This window comes from Ruegeria sp. N11, from assembly GCF_056531525.1.
The window spans coordinates 20,375-38,766 of record NZ_JBQFLX010000001.1; the positions used below are offsets into that span (position 1 = coordinate 20,375).

General features: G+C 57.4%; 22 protein-coding genes. 11 read left to right on the forward strand and 11 right to left on the reverse strand.

Translation table 11 applies throughout. The annotated features are described in order from the left end of the window. The first annotated feature begins 157 nt into the window (after nt 1–157). Nucleotides 158–490, forward strand: coding sequence for a hypothetical protein (locus ACR0J8_RS00125; protein ID WP_480522512.1), 333 nt, complete (start codon nt 158–160; stop codon nt 488–490). Here ACR0J8_RS00125 and ACR0J8_RS00130 read toward each other — a convergent pair. Continuing rightward, nucleotides 454–930 (reverse strand): Lrp/AsnC family transcriptional regulator, encoded by a 477-nt coding sequence (locus ACR0J8_RS00130; protein ID WP_480522514.1) that lies wholly within the window; start codon nt 928–930, stop codon nt 454–456. The two genes, ACR0J8_RS00125 and ACR0J8_RS00130, sit on opposite strands and share 37 nt — an antisense overlap. 97 nt (nt 931–1,027) lie before the next feature. Here ACR0J8_RS00130 and phhA point away from each other — a divergent pair, with 97 nt between their 5' ends. From phhA to ACR0J8_RS00145, 3 genes are all read left to right on the forward strand, one after another. Beyond that, nucleotides 1,028–1,828 (forward strand): phenylalanine 4-monooxygenase, encoded by an 801-nt coding sequence (phhA, locus tag ACR0J8_RS00135; RefSeq protein WP_480522515.1) that lies wholly within the window; start codon nt 1,028–1,030, stop codon nt 1,826–1,828. Nucleotides 1,829–1,834: 6 nt separating this feature from the next. Beyond that, nucleotides 1,835–2,173 carry a 4a-hydroxytetrahydrobiopterin dehydratase gene (locus ACR0J8_RS00140; protein WP_170610266.1) on the forward strand — a complete coding sequence of 113 codons (339 nt, stop codon included), beginning with the start codon at nt 1,835–1,837 and terminating at the stop codon, nt 2,171–2,173. Nucleotides 2,174–2,472: 299 nt separating this feature from the next. Next, nucleotides 2,473–3,735, forward strand: coding sequence for a DEAD/DEAH box helicase (locus ACR0J8_RS00145; protein WP_480522640.1), 1,263 nt, complete (start codon nt 2,473–2,475; stop codon nt 3,733–3,735). A 62-nt stretch (nt 3,736–3,797) separates the two neighbouring features. Here ACR0J8_RS00145 and mltG read toward each other — a convergent pair whose 3' ends face one another. The 7 genes from mltG to fabD form a co-directional block, all read right to left on the reverse strand. Next, the gene (mltG, locus tag ACR0J8_RS00150) at nt 3,798–4,952 is read right to left on the reverse strand and encodes an endolytic transglycosylase MltG (RefSeq protein WP_480522516.1); all 1,155 of its coding nucleotides are present in this window, start codon (nt 4,950–4,952) and stop codon (nt 3,798–3,800) included. Beyond that, the gene (gene fabF, locus ACR0J8_RS00155; protein WP_480522517.1) at nt 4,953–6,218 is read right to left on the reverse strand and encodes a beta-ketoacyl-ACP synthase II; all 1,266 of its coding nucleotides are present in this window, start codon (nt 6,216–6,218) and stop codon (nt 4,953–4,955) included. 208 nt (nt 6,219–6,426) lie between these two features. Then, entirely contained in the window at nt 6,427–7,170 is a 744-nt protein-coding gene (locus ACR0J8_RS00160) for a 1-(5-phosphoribosyl)-5-[(5-phosphoribosylamino)methylideneamino] imidazole-4-carboxamide isomerase (RefSeq protein WP_170610259.1), read from the reverse strand. A 122-nt stretch (nt 7,171–7,292) separates the two neighbouring features. Next, complete coding sequence (locus ACR0J8_RS00165) at nt 7,293–7,832, reverse strand: GNAT family N-acetyltransferase (protein ID WP_480888657.1); 540 nt, start codon at nt 7,830–7,832, stop codon at nt 7,293–7,295. Nucleotides 7,833–7,970: 138 nt separating this feature from the next. Further along, nucleotides 7,971–8,204, reverse strand: a complete 234-nt coding sequence (locus tag ACR0J8_RS00170) for an acyl carrier protein (RefSeq protein ID WP_008756330.1) — start codon at nt 8,202–8,204, stop codon at nt 7,971–7,973. Nucleotides 8,205–8,414: 210 nt separating this feature from the next. Further along, nucleotides 8,415–9,152 carry a 3-oxoacyl-[acyl-carrier-protein] reductase gene (gene fabG, locus ACR0J8_RS00175; protein ID WP_170610255.1) on the reverse strand — a complete coding sequence of 246 codons (738 nt, stop codon included), beginning with the start codon at nt 9,150–9,152 and terminating at the stop codon, nt 8,415–8,417. A gap of 42 nt (nt 9,153–9,194) precedes the next feature. Continuing rightward, the gene (fabD, locus tag ACR0J8_RS00180) at nt 9,195–10,133 is read right to left on the reverse strand and encodes an ACP S-malonyltransferase (RefSeq protein WP_480522642.1); all 939 of its coding nucleotides are present in this window, start codon (nt 10,131–10,133) and stop codon (nt 9,195–9,197) included. A 174-nt stretch (nt 10,134–10,307) separates the two neighbouring features. On the opposite strand from fabD, the gene ACR0J8_RS00185 reads away from it, so the two are divergent. Further along, the gene (locus tag ACR0J8_RS00185) at nt 10,308–11,534 is read left to right on the forward strand and encodes a cytochrome b/b6 domain-containing protein (protein ID WP_480522519.1); all 1,227 of its coding nucleotides are present in this window, start codon (nt 10,308–10,310) and stop codon (nt 11,532–11,534) included. Between the two features lie 68 nt (nt 11,535–11,602). On the opposite strand, the gene ACR0J8_RS00190 is transcribed toward ACR0J8_RS00185, so the two are convergent. Continuing rightward, a complete protein-coding gene (locus ACR0J8_RS00190; RefSeq protein ID WP_480522520.1) occupies nt 11,603–12,175 on the reverse strand; it encodes a YceI family protein in 573 nt (190 codons plus the stop codon). Between the two features lie 126 nt (nt 12,176–12,301). Further along, the gene (locus ACR0J8_RS00195) at nt 12,302–12,820 is read right to left on the reverse strand and encodes a hypothetical protein (RefSeq protein ID WP_480522521.1); all 519 of its coding nucleotides are present in this window, start codon (nt 12,818–12,820) and stop codon (nt 12,302–12,304) included. 283 nt (nt 12,821–13,103) lie between these two features. Between ACR0J8_RS00195 and rpsF the strand changes: the two genes are divergently transcribed. The 6 genes from rpsF (at nt 13,104) to ACR0J8_RS00225 (ending at nt 16,853) form a co-directional block, all read left to right on the forward strand. Then, entirely contained in the window at nt 13,104–13,457 is a 354-nt protein-coding gene (gene rpsF / locus ACR0J8_RS00200) for a 30S ribosomal protein S6 (RefSeq protein ID WP_480888658.1), read from the forward strand. A 27-nt stretch (nt 13,458–13,484) separates the two neighbouring features. Next, nucleotides 13,485–13,712, forward strand: coding sequence for a 30S ribosomal protein S18 (rpsR, locus tag ACR0J8_RS00205; RefSeq protein WP_005982441.1), 228 nt, complete (start codon nt 13,485–13,487; stop codon nt 13,710–13,712). A gap of 12 nt (nt 13,713–13,724) precedes the next feature. After that, nucleotides 13,725–14,342, forward strand: coding sequence for a 50S ribosomal protein L9 (rplI, locus tag ACR0J8_RS00210; protein ID WP_480522522.1), 618 nt, complete (start codon nt 13,725–13,727; stop codon nt 14,340–14,342). Between the two features lie 145 nt (nt 14,343–14,487). Further along, nucleotides 14,488–14,964, forward strand: coding sequence for a lytic transglycosylase domain-containing protein (locus ACR0J8_RS00215; RefSeq protein WP_170610244.1), 477 nt, complete (start codon nt 14,488–14,490; stop codon nt 14,962–14,964). 226 nt (nt 14,965–15,190) lie between these two features. After that, nucleotides 15,191–15,892 (forward strand): helix-turn-helix transcriptional regulator, encoded by a 702-nt coding sequence (locus tag ACR0J8_RS00220; RefSeq protein ID WP_170610242.1) that lies wholly within the window; start codon nt 15,191–15,193, stop codon nt 15,890–15,892. 97 nt (nt 15,893–15,989) lie between these two features. After that, on the forward strand, nt 15,990–16,853 hold the full coding sequence (locus tag ACR0J8_RS00225) for an acyl-homoserine-lactone synthase (protein ID WP_480522523.1): 864 nt from the start codon (nt 15,990–15,992) through the stop codon (nt 16,851–16,853). A 101-nt stretch (nt 16,854–16,954) separates the two neighbouring features. Here ACR0J8_RS00225 and tig read toward each other — a convergent pair whose 3' ends face one another. Beyond that, the gene (tig, locus tag ACR0J8_RS00230; RefSeq protein WP_480522525.1) at nt 16,955–18,286 is read right to left on the reverse strand and encodes a trigger factor; all 1,332 of its coding nucleotides are present in this window, start codon (nt 18,284–18,286) and stop codon (nt 16,955–16,957) included. Nucleotides 18,287–18,392 lie beyond the last annotated feature (106 nt).

Here is an 18,392-nt window from a genome sequence, read left to right on the forward strand (position 1 = left end):
TCTGTGATGTTGTTCGACAAAGCTTGTCTCCACTTTTTGGCAACTTCGGATCAGCCCCTCTAACTGCCCGAGTTGTTTTGCTGTACCAGCAAGATCTGCATCCTCCCCAGCTCCGATTTGCCTGCGCAGTTCTTCCGCTGCCTGGCGCAAACCGCGAATGGACGTCTCGAGCGACTGCAAAAGTTCCGCCGTTTGGGACATCCGCTCTTCCGGGGTAATCAAAGTCATGTTTGCCTGTGACCTCATGCGAGAGTTTTTCCGCACGAGAGAAACGAAAAACGGCCACCGGGTTGCCCCGGGGCCGTTGCCCACTTCTTCTAGCATGACACAACCTTTACGCGAGAAAGGCCGCCCAGTCAAGGCTTCGCGCAACGTCGGCGCAACAGGCATCGTGACAAAATTATTAATGATTTCTTTCGCCTACCGGGCAACCTTCAAGCCTTTGTCGAACAATCAACGCAAAGGCAAAGGCGCCCGTGTTTTGTTTTGACGCAGCACGAAATTGCTCCGGGTATCCCGAACCAGCCCGGACTTCAGAAGACGCTGCATGATAAAGCCCTCAAGTTCCTCCGGTGTTCGTGCATACACTTTCAGAATAAAATCATGGTCCCCGGTGATGGACGCGCATTCCACTATCTGCGGTTCAGTCTCCACCAAACGCAGGAATGACTTGATGCTGTCCTCGTGATGATCTCGCAGCGCAACATGGACATAAGCGATCGCATTCAGCCCGATTTCCTTGGCCCTGAGCTGCGCCCCATAGCCGGCAATAACGCCCGACGCTTCCAGATCACGCACCCGCCGCCAGCATTGTGAGGCCGACAACCCGGTTCGCTCTGCCAAATCCTGCATCGACAGTCGGCCGTTCAGCTGCAACTCTCGCAAAACCGCAATATCCGCATCATGAAGCATATGTTTCACAATTTCCATTCTGGGCATCCATACATTTCAAAATAGCAATCCAATCGCCTCTTTCCAGACATTTATTCCAAGCTTCCCGGCTACAATTGTTTCAGGAGGATACATCATGCCCAAATCAACCAGCTACGTCGCGAAAGTACCCGACAGCCGCGGCCACATAGTCTACACGGATGAAGAGAACGCGGTTTGGGCCGATCTCTATGCCGCGCAAGCGCCAAATGTTCAGCGCTACATGGCGCGCGAATACCTGGACGGGCTGGCACGCCTCGATCTTCCCAAAACAACCGTACCTTCTTGCGCGGACATCTCCGAGCGTCTGCTGGATCTGACCGGCTGGCGGGTGCAGCCGGTTCCGGCCCTCATCGGGTTTAAGACGTTCTTCGGCATGCTGGCGGATCGAACTTTCCCTGCGGCATCCTTCATTCGCTCACGTGAAGATTTTGACTATATTGAAGAGCCCGACATTTTTCATGAAATCTTCGGCCATACTCCGTTGCTGAGTGATCCGCGTTTTGCGGCGTTCAGCCATGCCATCGGTAAAGCCGGGCAACAGGCCGGACCGAACGACTATGCGTGGCTGATCCGGCTATACTGGTTCACAATCGAATTTGGGCTGCGTCGACAGGAAGGTGGTATCAAAGCGCTGGGATCCGGACTGGCTTCCTCGCCCACCGAACTTGTATACGCCGTGAACAGCGACGTACCTGATCGGGAACCGTTTGATGTCCTGACGATCCTGCGCACTCCTTATCGGATCGATATGCACCAGATGGGGTATTTTTTGCTAAACGATCCAGAGGAGCTGTTCGAAGCGGCCGAGCGCAACCTTCTGGCCGACGTCCACCGCGCCCAGTCTCTCGGTCTGTTGCCGAACAAGTTCCCTGAAAAAACAACCGCTGCCGAGTGATCCACCATGACACAGAAACTAGCAGATCAAACATGCGTCCCTTGTTCCGGCGGCATACCGCCGCTGACCGCGCAAGACGCCAAGTCGCATCTCAAGGCCCTCAGCCCGGACTGGCAGCTTGATTCCGAAACCAAAACACTGACGCGGCGCTTTAAGTTCAAGGGATTTGCCAAGGCGACCTATCTGGCCAATCTTTGCGCATGGCTCGCCGATCAGCAGGGGCATCACCCCGATATCAGTTTCGGCTATGGTTACGTAGTGGTCCGGCTCACCACGCATGAGATCGGCGGCCTCAGTGACAATGACTTCATCTGGGCCGCAAAACTGGACGCTCTGACGGCGTAACACGATAATCACCCCAAACAAGCGTTTGCATTCAGCAGCGCTTGACAATTGCGCTCGTAACCCTCATGTGCCGCTCAACACAGCGCTGACGCGTGAGCATCGGCAGGCTCGTAGCCTGCCCAAAGCGCTCCTACCCTCCAGTTCCCCTTCACGCAGGGTTCTTGATGCGATGGCCGGATGGCGCAGGACCCGCCTGCCCGTCCTGAGGTCTCGCTAAACCCTGCCGGTCGCGCAAGTTGCGTGGCCAGAATCTCATGTTCGCGGCCAACCCGGCTTTGCGGACCAAAAAGGAATACGATTTGTTCGACTTCGACATGCTGGGTCTTGCACCCGCTCTGAATGACGCCCTGAAAAACGCGCAACTTACCCAACCCACCCCCATCCAGAACCAGGCCATTCCGCTTGCGCTTCAGGGACACGATATTTTGGGCCTGGCCCAGACCGGTACAGGTAAAACGCTGGCCTTCGGCCTGCCGCTGATTGACCACCTTCTGGCCCAGCCAGGCAAACCGGCCCCCAAAACGGCAAAGGCACTGATCCTGGCCCCGACCCGCGAACTGGTCAATCAGATCGCTGAAAGTCTGCGCAATCTGACCAAGAAGACCAAACTGCGTGTAGCGACCGTTGTTGGTGGCCAGTCCATCAACAAGCAGATTTCGTTCCTGTCACGCGGCACCGACATCCTCGTGGCAACGCCCGGACGCCTGATCGACCTGATGGATCGCGGCGCCGTCGATCTGGGCGCCGTCCGGCATCTTGTGCTGGACGAAGCCGATCAGATGCTGGACATGGGCTTCATCCACGCCCTGCGCCGCATTGCGCCGCATCTGGGAAGCCCGCGCCAGACCATGCTGTTCTCGGCCACGATGCCCAAGCAGATGGAGGAACTCAGCCGCGCATACCTGACCAACCCGCAAAGGGTGCAGGTTTCGCCACCGGGCAAAGCTGCGGACAAGATCACTCAATCCATCCACTTCATCGACAAGCCCGGAAAGCCCGGCAAACTGCGTGATATTCTGTCCACCGACCCCGAGGCGCTGACGCTTGTGTTTTCCCGCACCAAACATGGCGCAGAAAAGCTGATGAAGGGGCTGGTCGCAGATGGTTTCAACGCGGCATCGATCCATGGCAACAAAAGCCAGGGACAACGCGACCGCGCCATCAAGGCGTTTCGCACGGGCGAGATCAAGATTCTTGTGGCGACGGACGTGGCCGCACGCGGGATCGACATCCCCGGCGTTGCCTATGTGATCAACTATGACTTGCCCGAGGTGCCCGACAATTATGTCCACCGCATTGGGCGGACGGCCCGTGCCGGGCGCGAAGGTGAAGCCATTGCGTTTTGCGCACCGGAAGAAGTCGATCTGCTGCGGCAAATTCAAAAGCTGATGAAGATTGAAATTCCCGTCGCCAGCGGCGCGTTGCCTGAAGCAGCCGAGCCTCAGAAACCTGCGCGCCGTCAGGGCAATCGTCGCAGAGGTTCCAAACCGCATGCGGGTTCCGGAAACTCGAATGCCGCCCCTTCCAAACGGCGCAGACAGCGCCGACGCCCGGCGGCCTGATCGCACAACAACAATGGCCGGCGGCGATGCGCCCCCGGCCACTTATTCATGTCTCTTGCGGATTAGTTGCTCGAGTTGCGCTCGGCTTCGATCTCACGCCATTTGGCAACATTGCGGTTATGCTCCTGCAAGGTTTCCGCAAAAGCATGACCGCCGGTTCCGTCAGCAACAAAGAAGACATAGTCGGTTTCTTCGGGCGCAACTGCGGCCTCCAGACTTGCCAGTCCCGGATTGGCAATCGGTGTCGGCGGAAGCCCATCGATCAGGTAAGTATTCCAAGGGGTTGCGCGCCGTAGCTCACTTCTCCGCAATCCGCGTCCAAGGACACCCTGACCCTTGGTGATCCCGTAGATCACGGTCGGGTCTGTCTGCAGCTTCATGCCCTGCTTCAAGCGGTTCACGAATACGCTGGCTACTTGTCCGCGCTCTTCCGGCACGCCGGTTTCCTTTTCGATGATGGACGCGAGGATCAGCATTTCTTCCGGGCTTTCCAGTGGCAACCCGTCCTGACGACCTTCCCAGACTGCGTTGATCCGAAGCTGCTGCTTATCCTGCATTTTCTGCAAGACAGCATTCCTGTCGTCGCCCGGCTTGATATCATAGCTGTCAGGCGCCAACTCACCCTCGGCCGGAATTTGGGTTACGTCACCACTCAGCGCGTCAAATGACTTCAGCGCGTCGACAACCTGCCACGCGGTCACGCCCTCGGCCACTGACACCCGATAGCGCGTGTCAGCCTCGCCACGTTTTTCTGCGTATTCCGGCGGAGTTTCCTCATCTGATCCAAATGAGGCAACCTCGACAAAATCCAAAGTCGCAGGGTCCAATTCGCGTACCCGGGTCTGCGTGCGGGTTACACCGATACGGTACTCAATCTCGGAACCACAGGTGCTTACACCACTGCTGGTGATCTCGTCGATGATCTGCTGCATCGAGGCGCCTTCGCGCACCAGAAAGCTGCCCGCCTTCAATTTCTGCGCCTGATCCGAATAGTCGGCGCCCATGCGAAAGATCATGGCATTGCTGATCGCACCCTGATCCTCCAGATCGCGACTAACACGTGTCATGTTCGAACCGCTTTCCACCCGCAGGCAGATCGCGGATTGCAGCGGACCTTCAGCCTTGTATTGCGATTGCCCCCAAATGATCAGACCGCCCATCAGAAACAGGCCGACCACCAGCAAGGTCAGCGCGTTGGACGCTAGGGCCCGCCACATTTAACTGACCTTTCCAAAGATCACGCTTGCGTTTGTGCCGCCAAAGCCGAACGAATTGGAAAGTGCCACGTTGATCTCACGCTCACGCTTGGCGTTCGGTGCCAGATCGATGGGTGTTTCAACCGCCGGATTGTCCAGGTTGATTGTCGGTGGGGCAACCTGATCCCGGATTGCCAGGATCGAGAAAATCGCCTCAATCGCGCCTGCCGCACCCAAAAGGTGGCCCGTGGCCGACTTGGTCGAAGTCATGGTTGCCTTGCTTGCATGATCGCCCAGCAAACGTTCCACCGCACCCAACTCGATCGTATCCGCCATGGTCGAAGTGCCATGCGCGTTGATATAGTCCAGATCCTTCGGTTCCAGACCGGCACTGCGCAGCGCGGCTTTCATCGAACGCTCGGCGCCATCACCGTCCTCGGATGGCGCCGTGATGTGATAAGCGTCACCCGACATGCCATAACCCAGAACCTCGGCGTAAATCTTTGCACCGCGCGCCTTTGCGTGTTCGTATTCTTCAAGAACCACGATACCCGCACCTTCACCCATGACGAACCCGTCACGATCGATGTCATATGGGCGGCTCGCCTTTTTAGGATCATCCGCGTATTTGGTCGACAGTGCCTTACACGCGTTGAAACCGGCAATACCGATCTCACAGATGCAACCTTCGCCGCCACCGGCCACCATCACGTCAGCGTCCCCGGCGCGGATGATGCGGCTGGCGTCGCCGATCGCATGCGCCCCGGTGGAACAGGCGGTCACGACCGAATGGTTCGGCCCCTTGAAGCCATGACGGATCGACACCTGACCCGACGCCAGGTTGATCAGCGCGCCAGGAATAAAGAATGGCGAAACACGCCGTGGGCCCTTGTCGCGGATCAGATTGGCAGTTTCCGCGATGGACCCCAGCCCGCCGATGCCCGAGCCGATCAAAACACCAGTCCGCAGGCGGCTTTCCTCATCTTCAGGCAACCAGCCGGAATCCTGACAGGCCATGTCTGCAGCAGCAATCGAATACAGAATGAAATCTTCGATCTTGCGCTGCTCTTTCGGCGGCAGCCAGTCGTCAGGGTTGAAAGTCCCGTTCGTGCCGTCTCCACGCGGCACTTCGCAGGCATATGTCGTGGTGACACCACTTGCCTCAGCATCGAAATAGGTAATCGGGCCCGCGCCGGATTCCCCATCCAGCAGCCGCGACCAGGTTTCCTCGACCCCACTGGCCAAAGGAGTGACCAATCCCAGACCGGTTACAACGACTCTGCGCATGAAATGCCTCTTGCCTGCTTCCTGTATGAGAACCGTCCATACCCCGCCCCGGGGTCCGGGGGCAAGAGCAAGGGCGCATTCCTTGTTAGCGTCATTTCGCCAATTCCGGTCATATATTGTGGTTCAGCAGGAATGAACCACCTCTCTGCACAAAAAACCGCCCCTTCCCTGAAACGGAAAAGGGCGGAACAGAATTACCCGGCCGGTCCTATTGGAACTGCGCTACAGGTTCATGGGCAGCGGCCGCAACCTTAAGCGCTTCGGACAAGCTCAGTGTCTTGCGGAACAGCGCACGGCCCACAATCGCGCCCGAGATGTTAGAGATGTAGGCCAGCCGCGAAATATCGTCTGCCGTACGAACGACACCGCTGGCAATGACCGGGGTCCGCGAGTGCTTGGCCAGACCCGAAATCAATCCCAACTGCGCTTCGACGTCATCCATGTCGCTGTCGATATCAGTGACCAGAATGGCAGCAAAAGGCGTGTCGGCAAAAGCATCGATGAAGGCTTCTGGCGTAAAGGCACTTTGGCTGCGCCAGCCCTCGGTCATAACCTGACCTTGCCAGACATCCACGGCCAGAACGATCTGGTCGGGGTGCAGTTTGGCAAGTTCCTTGACCACGTGGGGATCACGCGCGGCCAGGGTTCCGATCACAACCCGGCCGGCACCTTTGTCGATCCAGTGCTCGACGTGCTCGCGGCTTCGCATACCACCGGCAAGCTGCACCGGCATTTCCGCGCTTCGAATTATTTCTTCAATCAGTTCGGCGTTGGTATTGCGCCCTTCGATTGCGTCGAAGTCCGTAAGCTGCATCCATTCGGCCCCGGCCGCGGACCAGCTGCGTGCGGTTGCAACCGGATCGACATGCCAGACCATGGCTTCATCGAGACGGCCTTTGTCCAGCGAGACACACCGTCCGTTCTGCAATTCCATCGTGGGATAAATCCTCATGAGCATGCTCCTTCGCCCAATCGCTGTAAAATCCAGCATAGCATAGACAGCGCCGAAACGGTTGTTTCAAACAGTTTCGGCAAACCACGCTCTATTTGCGGCATTGCTACAATTACTGTGTTTCAGGCGCGTGCTGGCGGACCATTTCGCCGTAACAGATGGACAGGCGTATCCATATATTCGCATTCACGCATCAGAACGTAGCCCAGCTTCTGCGCCAGACTTTGCGACGCTTCATTTGTGGCATCCACCATGGCGACCAACTGCCCGGGAATGACCCTGTCGAACCAGTCGTGAGCCGCCTGTGCGGCCTCGTATCCCAGTCCTTTTCCCTGCGCTTCGGGGGCCAGGACCCAGCCTGCCTCGGGGAAACGGCCAAAATCCTCGCCCAGACCCCGATCACCATAGAAAAATCCTGCCTGACCGATCATCTGCCGATTCGATTGCTGGATCACCGCCCATTGTCCGAATCCGGCCATCTGCCAGTGTCCGGCATTGCGCAGGAACGCATCCCACGCCTCGCCCCGCGATTTCGGTTTGCCGCCAATATGGCGCACAACACACGGATTTCGCCAGATTTCCGCAAAGCGGTTGAAATCTTCTGGTCGCATCGCACAAAGCGTCAGTCGCGCCGTGTTTATCATCGGGGTGGATCTTATCATGCCCTGCCCGCCTGGAATTTTGCCTCAGTGGAAACAGTGCGAAGCAATAAGACGCCGTGCAAGCGGGAAATCGGTCCGGGCACAAAAAAACGGCGCCTCCGTTGCCCGGAAGCGCCGCTCTATCTCGACACGAAACGCTTAGGACGCTTCGCTGATGAATTTGACGGCGTCGCCAAAGGTCTGGATGGTTTCGGCTGCGTCATCGGGAATTTCGATGCCGAACTCTTCTTCGAAGGCCATAACCAGTTCAACAGTGTCCAGGCTGTCCGCGCCCAGATCGTCGATGAAGGACGCGTTTTCCGCGACTTTGTCTTCTTCGACACCCAGGTGCTCAACAACGATCTTTTTAACGCGATCTGCGACGTCGCTCATGTCTTTTCCTCATTCCGTTTCAGGGCGCATTGCCCGGTTCTGCCCTTGCCCGCTCAGGCTGGCTTTGGTTTGCCCGTTCCGGGCGGTTTGAGACCCGGCTGACCGGGCATGGCGAAGGCCAACCTGAATGACCGGCCCCCACATATCTGCGCCGCCTATAGCACAGACAACGCACAAGGCAAACGGTTTCGCGCCTGCCCTGCGCCGCGCTTACAACATGGCCATACCGCCATTCACATGCAAGGTGGTTCCGGTAACATATCCCGCTTCAGGGCTAGCCAGATACAGAACTGCGGCGGCAATCTCCGAAGGGTCACCCATACGGCCCGCCGGAACCTGCCCCAGAATTCCGCTCTTCTGGTCGTCCGTCAGTTTGTCGGTCATCGCGGTGGTTATAAAGCCCGGAGCCACGGCGTTCGCGGTGATTCCGCGGCTTGCCACTTCGTAGGCCAGCGATTTGGTCACGCCCACCATTCCGGCTTTGGACGCCGCATAGTTCGCCTGCCCCGGATTACCGGTTGCGCCCACCACCGACGAGATATTGATGATACGACCCCAGCGGGCCTTCATCATGCCGCGCAGAACGCCTTTGCACAGTTTGGCGGTCGCGGTCAGGTTCACGTCAATCACGCTCTGCCATTCTTCATCCGACATGCGCATAAAGATGTTGTCGCGCGTGATGCCCGCATTGTTCACCAGAATATCAACGGATCCCATCGCTTCGGCCGCCTGCTTCGGCAGCGCTGCAACCGCTTCGGCGTCGCTCAGGTTGCAGGGCAAAACGTGGGCCCGTTCGCCCAGTTCGTCCGCAAGCGCCTGCAATGGCTCGACCCGTGTACCGGAAAGCCCTACCGACGCGCCCGCCGCATGCAGGGTACGCGCAATTTCGCCCCCGATACCGCCCGAAGCCCCGGTGATCAGCGCATTCTTACCTGTCAAATCAAACATTCGGTTTCCCTCTTGGTTCGTCTGTGTCGACGCGTATGGAGATTACGATTCGGCCTGCACCGCATTCTGCACGTCTTCGGGTGTACCGACAGCTTTGCCGGCAATAGCCCGGTCGATCTTTCGGATCATGCCCGACAGCGCCTTTCCCGCGCCAATTTCCCATGTCTCGGTCACACCCTGCGCCGCCATGTACTGCACGCTTTCACGCCACCGGACCGAACCCGTCACCTGTTCGACCAGCAACTGCCGGATCAGATCCGGGTCCGTCACCGCCTCGGCACGCACATTCGCCACCAACGGAACAGCAGGCGCTTTGATTTCAACGGCAGCCAGGGCCTCGGCCATCACATCGGCGGCAGGCTGCATCAAAGCACAATGGAATGGCGCGCTGACCGGCAGCATGACCGCCCGCTTGGCACCTTTTTCCTTTGCAATAACTGCGGCACGTTCCACAGCCGCCTTTGAGCCCGACACCACAACCTGTGTGGGATCATTGTCGTTCGCCGCCTGGCAGACCTCGCCCTGCACGGCTTCTTCCGCAACCGCGCGAACGGCCTCCAGATCCAGCCCCAGCACGGCGGCCATCGCGCCTTCACCTACCGGCACGGCGCTCTGCATAGCCTGACCGCGTGTGCGCAGCAGGCGGGCAGTATCGGCGACCGACAAAGCCCCTGCAGCAGCAAGCGCCGAATATTCACCCAGCGAATGCCCCGCGACATAGGACGCATTGGTAATCGCAACCCCTTCGGCCTCAAGCGCGCGCATCGCCGCCATCGAGGTCGCCATCAGCGCCGGTTGCGCGTTCTGTGTCAGCGTCAGTGTTTCGATCTCGCCATCCCAGATCAGGCTGCTCAGCTTTTCCCCCAGTGCCTCGTCCACTTCGTCAAATACCGCCTGCGCGGCGGGATAGGCTTCGGCCAGTGCTTTGCCCATACCGATGGTCTGGGCGCCCTGCCCCGGGAAAACGAACGCGAGTGTCATTGCAACCTCATGGATGACGTTAGGTTGCGGCGGGGTGTAAACCGACAATTGGCCCGGCACAAGCATTGCCTGCGCTCTGCATTCCGGCACCATCGCTGTGCGCACGGTCATATTGTGTCCTGTTCACACGGATATAGGTTGTGTCCAGACCTTCACCTTCGGAGCATCCGATCAATGCACTCGAAAAATACCTTCTCTACCTACGGAAGTATTGCCAAGACCTTTCACTGGTTGACGGCATTGCTGATTTTCACGGCATTGCCACTGGGCTTTTTTGCCAACAACCTGGCCCAGGCGATCTATGACCCGTCAATTCCGACAACCGAGGACGACATCGCACAGGCCGCACGGCTGTTTTCGCTGCACAAAACTGTGGGCATCACCGTCTTTTTCGTGGCCTTGGCCCGTATCCTCTGGGCGATGACACAAACCAAACCCGGTTTGCTGAACGCAGAAAACAAGCCCGAAGCATTCGCCGCCGAAACAGTGCATTGGCTATTGTATGGCTCGCTTGTGCTGGTTCCCCTGACCGGCTGGCTGCACCACGCAGCCGCCGAAGGGTTCGCGCCTATCCTGTGGCCCTTTGGCCAGAACCTGCCATTCATTCCCAAGTCGCCCGCTCTGGCTGAACTGACCGCCAGCCTGCATTGGCTGTTCATCCTCGTCTTGGCGGGTTCGCTGGTGCTGCACATCACAGGAGCGCTGAAACACCATGTCGTGGATAAAGACAGCACGCTGCGTCGGATGTTGCCGGGCGCAACGGATGCGCCCAAGCCGCCCGCACAGAAACACTCACTTGTCCCCGCCGCCGCCGCGCTGGTCATCTGGTGCGGTGTGCTGGCGGGTGGCTGGACCACCGGTGTTTTCAACAAACACTCTGCCGCTTCCACTGACACCGCCGAACTTGCAGAGGTTCAGTCGGACTGGCAGGTGCAGGAAGGAAACCTGTCGATCACGATCAAGCAACTTGGCAGCCCTGTAACCGGCAGTTTCTCTGACTGGACCGCCGCGATCACTTTCGACGAGCCGGCAGAACCCGGCCTCGCAGGGTCGGTGGACGTGACCATTGCCATCGGCTCGCTGAGCCTCGGAACCGTAACGGATCAGGCCATGGGCGCGGATTTCTTCGACAGCGGCCAGTTCCCGACCGCCAGCTTCGATGCCGACCTGTTCAAAACCGAATCCGGATACGAGGCGCGTGGCCCCCTGACAATCCGAGACAAGACGCTGGACATCGCTTTGCCCTTCGCTCTGAGTATTCAGGATGATGTCGCAACAATGACCGGAGAAATTACGCTGGACCGGCTGAGTTTCGACATTGGCAAAAACATGCCTGCCGAGGATTCGCTGGCTTTTGCCGTTACCGTTGCAGTAGAGTTGACCGCGTCGCAGGCCAAGTAACATTGACCGACAAAAAAACCGCCGGTGTTTCAGCACCGGCGGTTTTCCATTCAATAGCCAAATCTGACTTATTCAGCCTTTTGCGCTTCGATCGAGATCGAAATTTCCACCTCGTCACTGACGAACGGTGCGAATTGACCCAGGTCGAAGTCGCTGCGCAGCAGGGTTGTGGTCGCGTCGAATCCGGCCCACTGTTTTCCAGCCATCGGATGCTCGCCAACCTGATTGAGCGTTGCGTCCAGCACCACGGGCTTGGTGATATCGTTCAGGGTCAGATCACCGGTGATCTTGGCAGTGTTCTCGCCTGTCACTTCAATACCGGTCGAGGTAAAGGTGGCCAAGTCACCCTCGGCCGCAGCAAAGAAATCCTCGGACATAAAATGATCCTCGCGCGGCTTCCAGCCCGTGATCATCTCGACCACCGGCATCGAGACAGACACGCTCGACGCAGCGGGGTCTTCCTGATTGAACATGATCTCGCCTTCAAAACCCGAGAACATCCCGGTTGTGGTCGAAAATCCGAGGTGATTGTAAGTAAAGACGACCTGGCTGTGGCTTGAGTCCAGAACATATTTCTCGGCAGCAGCAAAAGCCGATGTTGCTGATACGGCCAGTGCGGCGGCCAGGAGGATAGGTTTCATAACAAACTCCGCAGAATTGGTGGTGCAACCCAGAATGGTTGCTCACTAACGTAAATGTGCCGCCCAAGGGCGGCACTCAACCTCTATTCTCTCACAAATTCTGTTCTTTTTTGAACAGAACGGGATTTAGGCGAAGATCGTAACGTTTCCGCTGAGTTGCCCCTTGAGCGCCCGGCTTACATCCGCTGATTGCAGCGGCAGCTTCATCAGAAGGCTGCCATCCATGTCGAACAACTCGACCTGATCATCCGCAAAACGTGCACCCCCCAGGGTTTCGTAGCTGCGACGCAGAACCGTTTGCGGGCGGCCATTTTCGTTTTTCTGCAGCACGCGCACTTCGCGGCGGATCGGGTCAAAATATGCGTCCGGCCGGGCATCCATAATCTCGATCGTCAGCAAGCTAACCCCGACCAGCAGGAACATCATCGAAGCCGCCAGTTTGATGGGCCACACTTCGGGTCCTGCAACGGATCCGGACATAAGCCACATGGAAAACGCGGCTACGATCAAAATCAAGCCCAGGGCCCGCGCCAAGATCATTCTCGCTTTCCAGTTCGGTGCGAAGGCCACCATGACAGGCACAGAATGTTCAAATCGCGAACCAGTGGCCGTCTTGTGAATTGCGTTTGTGTTCGTAGCGGTCATTTTCTTTACCCCGTCTCAGGTTGCCGTACTGAATTTGCTCGTTCCGGCTAGTCCCCGGCATACAAAACAACTTTGAGCCGAAAAGCGTCAGGAATTGGGCACGCCAAAGGAATTAGGGCGACTTCACAAAGGCATATGTGGCGGGGCTTGCCCCTCGCGCTCAAACGTGTATACGGGGCCATCCTTCGCAAGAGTTATGAATCGCGCAGCCTCTCGTGGCAGGGTCGCGAAGGACCAGAAAGCCCCGCCTTTGAAATGCGCCTTGATATAAACAGGAGTGCACATGCCACTGTATGAGCATGTAATGATCGCGCGTCAGGACCTGTCCAACGCGCAGGCGGAAAGCCTCGTCGAACATTTCGGCTCCGTTCTGGCTGACAACGGCGGCAAGCTGGTTGATAGCGAGTACTGGGGCGTCAAGACGATGGCCTACAAGATCAACAAGAACCGCAAAGGCCACTATGCCTTCCTGAAGACAGACGCTCCTTCGGGCGCCGTTCAGGAAATGGAACGCCTGATGCGTCTGCACGAAGACGTCATGCGCGTTCTGACCATCAAGGTCGACGGCCACGAAGACGGCCCGTCGGTTCAGATGCAAAAGCGTGACGAGCGTGGCGACCGCCGCGAGCGCCGTTGATCAAAGCCTGACGAAAGGACATAAACCATGGCCGCAAAACCATTTTTCCGCCGCCGCAAGGTCTGCCCGTTCTCGGGCGACAACGCGCCCAAGATCGACTACAAGGACACTCGTCTGCTGCAGCGCTACATCTCTGAGCGTGGCAAGATCGTTCCTTCGCGCATCACCGCCGTTTCGGCGAAAAAGCAGCGTGAACTGGCCCGTGCTATCAAGCGCGCGCGCTTCCTCGCCCTGCTGCCCTACGCCGTGAAGTAAGGAGAGACTGACATGCAAGTTATCCTTCTGGAACGCGTTGCGAAACTGGGTCAGATGGGCGACGTCGTTGACGTCAAACCCGGCTACGCCCGCAACTTCCTGCTGCCCCAGGGCAAGGCGCTGAGCGCGTCGAGCGCCAACATCGCGTCGTTCGAAGCCCAGAAAGCGCAGCTTGAGGCACGCAACCTGGAAACCAAGAAAGAAGCTGAAGCACTGGCTGAAAAGCTGGACGGTCAGCAGTTCATCGTGATTCGCTCGGCATCGGATGCCGGCGCTCTCTACGGCTCGGTCACTCCGCGTGACGCCGCAGAGGCCGCAACCGAAGCAGGCTTCACTGTCGATAAGAAACAGGTCGTTCTGATTGCTCCGATCAAGGAACTGGGCCTGCACTCGCTCGCAGTCAAACTGCACCCCGAGGTCGAAGTCGAGATCAAGATGAACGTTGCACGTTCGGAAGAAGAAGCCGAACTGCAAGCCTCCGGCAAATCGATCCAGGAACTGGCTGCTGAAGAAGAAGCTGCCGCTGAATTCGAGATTGCCGAACTGTTCGACGACATCGGTTCTGCCGCTTCGGAAGACGAAGAACTGGCACCGGAAGCTTCGGCTGAAGAAGACGAAGCCAAAGCCTGATCTGACAGGAAATGACGAGAAAGGGGCTGCGTGCCATGCGCGGCCTCTTTTTTATTTCAGCAAGTTTTTGCTGCTCCAAAAAACCCAACCTTGCAGTCAGAATTTCGTTTCATATCATCGGCCCCTCCATTGTCGGAGCTATCTTATGACTTTGTTCCTTCGCCGCAGTGTGCTGGCTATTCTGATTGCAACGCCCATAGCCGCCTGTAGCGGCTCCAACCGGCCCTCAGACGAAGCATTTGATCCACCGCTTTATCCGAACGAGACAGCCGAACTGCGCGAATCGATCAACAAGTGGGCCGATCACTACGAACTGCCGCGCGAACTGGTGCACAAGCTGGCGATCCGGGAAAGCACACATCGGCCCTGGGCAGTCAACCGCCCGTATTACGGATTGCTGCAAATCCTTCCCGCAACGGCACGCTCGATGGGGTATGACGGGAAAGCGCAAGGCTTGCTGGATGCAGACACCAATCTGGAATTCGCCGGAAAGTACCTAAGGGGGGCATGGTTGTTGTCCGACGGGGATCAGCAACGGGCGATTTTTCTGTACGCCAAGGGCTTCTATCCCGAAGCGAAAGCGCGAAAAATGCTAGTCGAAACGGGCCTGCGATCGGAATAAACCCCCTCAAAACACCCCGAACTTCGCGTCAACCGGAGGTTTTCCGGGATATTAAGTGCCGAAAAGGTATGTTTTTCCCCGTTCTGTTGCTTTAAGTACGCAATAAGCATACGCGGCTTGCACAAATGGCTTGCACAACACCCCAAGGTTGACGCAACGTATACACCGTGAAGGACGAAGACGGCATTTCTTTGGGGCTAGGAGTGTCACTGTAAGGGTTGGACCGGTGAAACTGATAGACTTGGCCGCAATCGACCATGAGGAAAAGTCGGCCTCAGACATCATCAATGCCGTCTGCGATGAGCTCGGCTTTGACTACGCTTCCTATGCAACCATGAACCCCATCAAAGGTGATGTGCAGGGTTATGCTAACTACCCTGACGAGTGGAAGATTCACTATGGCAGCCACGGCTATCACCACTTTGACCCCACGATTTATCAGTCAGTACTGAGCATCGCGCCCGTTGACTGGGGGCGGTTTAACCATGACGAGAAATTCCATGCTGTATTCCGGGATGCCAATGATTTCGGGATTACATCGCGCGGGCTGACTGTTCCGATCCGGGGGCCTTACGGCGAATGCGGAATGCTCAGCGTCACAAGGGATTGCTCGGACGCGGAATGGGAAAAGCTGAAGAAGCATGTGATGGGCGATCTTCAGATGGCCGCGGTTCACGCGCATGACACCGTTATGCAATCCGGTCTTTTGGCGAAAGCGTTGTACCTGCCGACCCTTTCGACCCGGGAAAAAGAGATCCTGCAATGGGTCGCCGAGGGCAAATCTCAGCAGGACATTGGCGATATTCTGTCCATTTCACACCGCACGGTAGAAGTGCACATGCGGTCGGGCCGCGAGAAACTCGGCGCGCTCACCACTCCGCAGGCCATCGGACGGGCCATCGGAATGGGCCTAATTGCCCCAGGTTAATCAAAAAAAAGACAAAATTACGGGAAACCCCCAATAGCCTTAAACCGAATCTTGGTTAAATTCTAAGACACGGTAACCAGACTGTAGGGGGATGGAAATGATCATCGTAATTGATGGTATGAACCAGCACAAATTCAAAGATGTATTGGACGACATGTTCAAGCTGCGGGCACGGGTTTTCGGGGATCGCCTTGGCTGGGATGTCAACATCAAGGATGGGCGCGAGCGCGATCACTTTGACGACCTGCATCCTGCACATGTTGTCAGCATCAACGACGAAGGGGACGTCGTTGGGTGCATGCGACTGTTGCAGACGACCGGGCCACACATGCTGGCCGACGTCTTTAGCTCTATCCTGGATGGCGAGGCACCCATACGCAGTGCCCAGGTCTGGGAAGCGACGCGCTTCTGCGTCGACACCAAAAAACTCGGGCGGGGACGCGGAAAGAACTCTGTATCCTACGTCACCAGCGAAGTCATGATCGGCTCGTTCGAATACGCACAGACAGCCGGAGTTCTGGACTCGATCGCAGTGATCGATCCAGTGATGAACCGGGTCCTGCAACGTTCAGGCAACGCGCCCTATGACTATGTCGGCACAGCCAAGCCCATGGGCAAGGTCGTCGCCATGGCCGCACTCATGGATTGCTCGGATGAACGGATTGCAGGAATTCGCAACTATGCAGGGATTGAGCATGATGTCTTCTTGACCGAAGAAGCGGCTCTGGATCTTTATGCCCACGGCAAAACCGAAGCAACGCCACAGCAGCCGGTCGCTAACTTCGATCATCAGCCGCTTTCGCAACTGGAACGGTACTTTGTCGAACAGATGAACGCGGCCACGAGCAAGGCCGAAGTCGAAGATGTTCTGAAACTGATCGAAGAGCTTTCGGACCGATTTACGCCAGAGCAAAAGACCGCTCTGCTACGAACCCCCCGTGCTTTTGCTCATGAGGCCTGACCCCCTCACCTCATAAGTACAAAGCCACCCATGCGGAGCCGTCTAATTTCAGACGGCTCCGCTTTTTTGTGCCCCATGTTGCCCGGGGGATTGGAAGAGGATTACTCCTCTTCCAGTGCCTCAACGGCTTTTTGCAGATCGTCTTTGCTGACTTCCTTGTCGGCAACCTGCGCCAGTTCAACGATATAGTCGATGACCTTGTCTTCGAAGATCGGCGCGCGCAGCTGCTGCTGCATCTGAGCGTTCTGCTGCACGAACTCAAAGAACTGACGTTCCTGCCCCGGGTACTGACGGGCCTGGTTCATGATAGCTTGCGTCATTTCTGCGTCGGTGACTTCAACCTCGGCCTTCTGACCCAGTTCGGCCAGCAGCAGGCCCAGGCGCACGCGGCGTTCCGCCAGTTTGTTGTGCTCGTCAGTGGGCTCAATCTCACCGTGGTCGTGGCCTTCCACCTCCGGGTTCTCTTCGTGCCACAGCTGGTGTGCGATCTGCTTGGCTTCAGCCTCAACCAGCGACGGCGGCAGGTCGAACGAGACTTTCTCGTCCAGCACATCAAGCAGAGCACGCTTCATGACAGCGCGCGAGGCACCGGCGTATTCGGCTTCCAGACGCTCAGCGATCTGGCCCTTCAGAGCGGCCAGGTCTTCGGCACCGAATTTGGTGGCCAGCTCGTCATTGATTTCGGCAGCGACCGGCTCTTTCACCTCTTTCACGGTGCAGGTGAAGACAGCGTCTTTACCGGCCAGATGCTCGGCACCGTATTCCGCAGGGAAAGTCACGTTGACGTCTTTTTCTTCCTCGGCCTTCACACCAACCAGCTGCTCTTCGAAGCCGGGGATGAAGCTGTTGGAACCCAGAACCAGCGGATAGTCTTCGGCGGAACCGCCTTCGAACTCTTCGCCGTCAACCTTGCCGACAAAGTCGATCACAACCTGATCACCATCTTTCGCTTTGGAACCCTTGCGGCGCGCTTTGAAGTCCTGCGCGGTTTCGGCCAGGTTGCTCAGCGCTTCTTCGACAGCCGCGTCGTCTGCTTTGACAATCAGCTTATCCAGTTCGACCGACTTCAGGTCTACTTCGGGGATCGCAGGCAGCGCCTCATAGGACATTGCGACCTCGACGTCGTCGCCTTCTTTCCAGTCCTCATTGGTCATTTTGACCTCGGGCTGCAGCGCAGGACGGTCGCCGCTGTCCTCAAAGTGCTTGTTCATCGCACCGTCGATGCTCTCCTGCATCGCTTCGCCCAACAGGCGCTGGCCGAACTGCTTTTTCAGCAGCGCCATCGGTACCTTGCCTTTGCGGAAACCTTTCATTTCGATTTCCGGCTGCGCTTCGGTCAGCTTCTCGTTAACCTTTTCGTCCAGCTCGGCTGCGGATACGACGATATTGTAGCCGCGTTTCAGACCTTCGTTAAGCGTCTCGGTAACCTGCATTATGGTAGTCCCCATAGGATTCGGGGCGCGCAAAACGGCGCGCCGGGCAAATTTGACGCCTTCTATTTGCCCAGCCGCCCGCGTGCAAGGGGGCAAAGCCCGGATC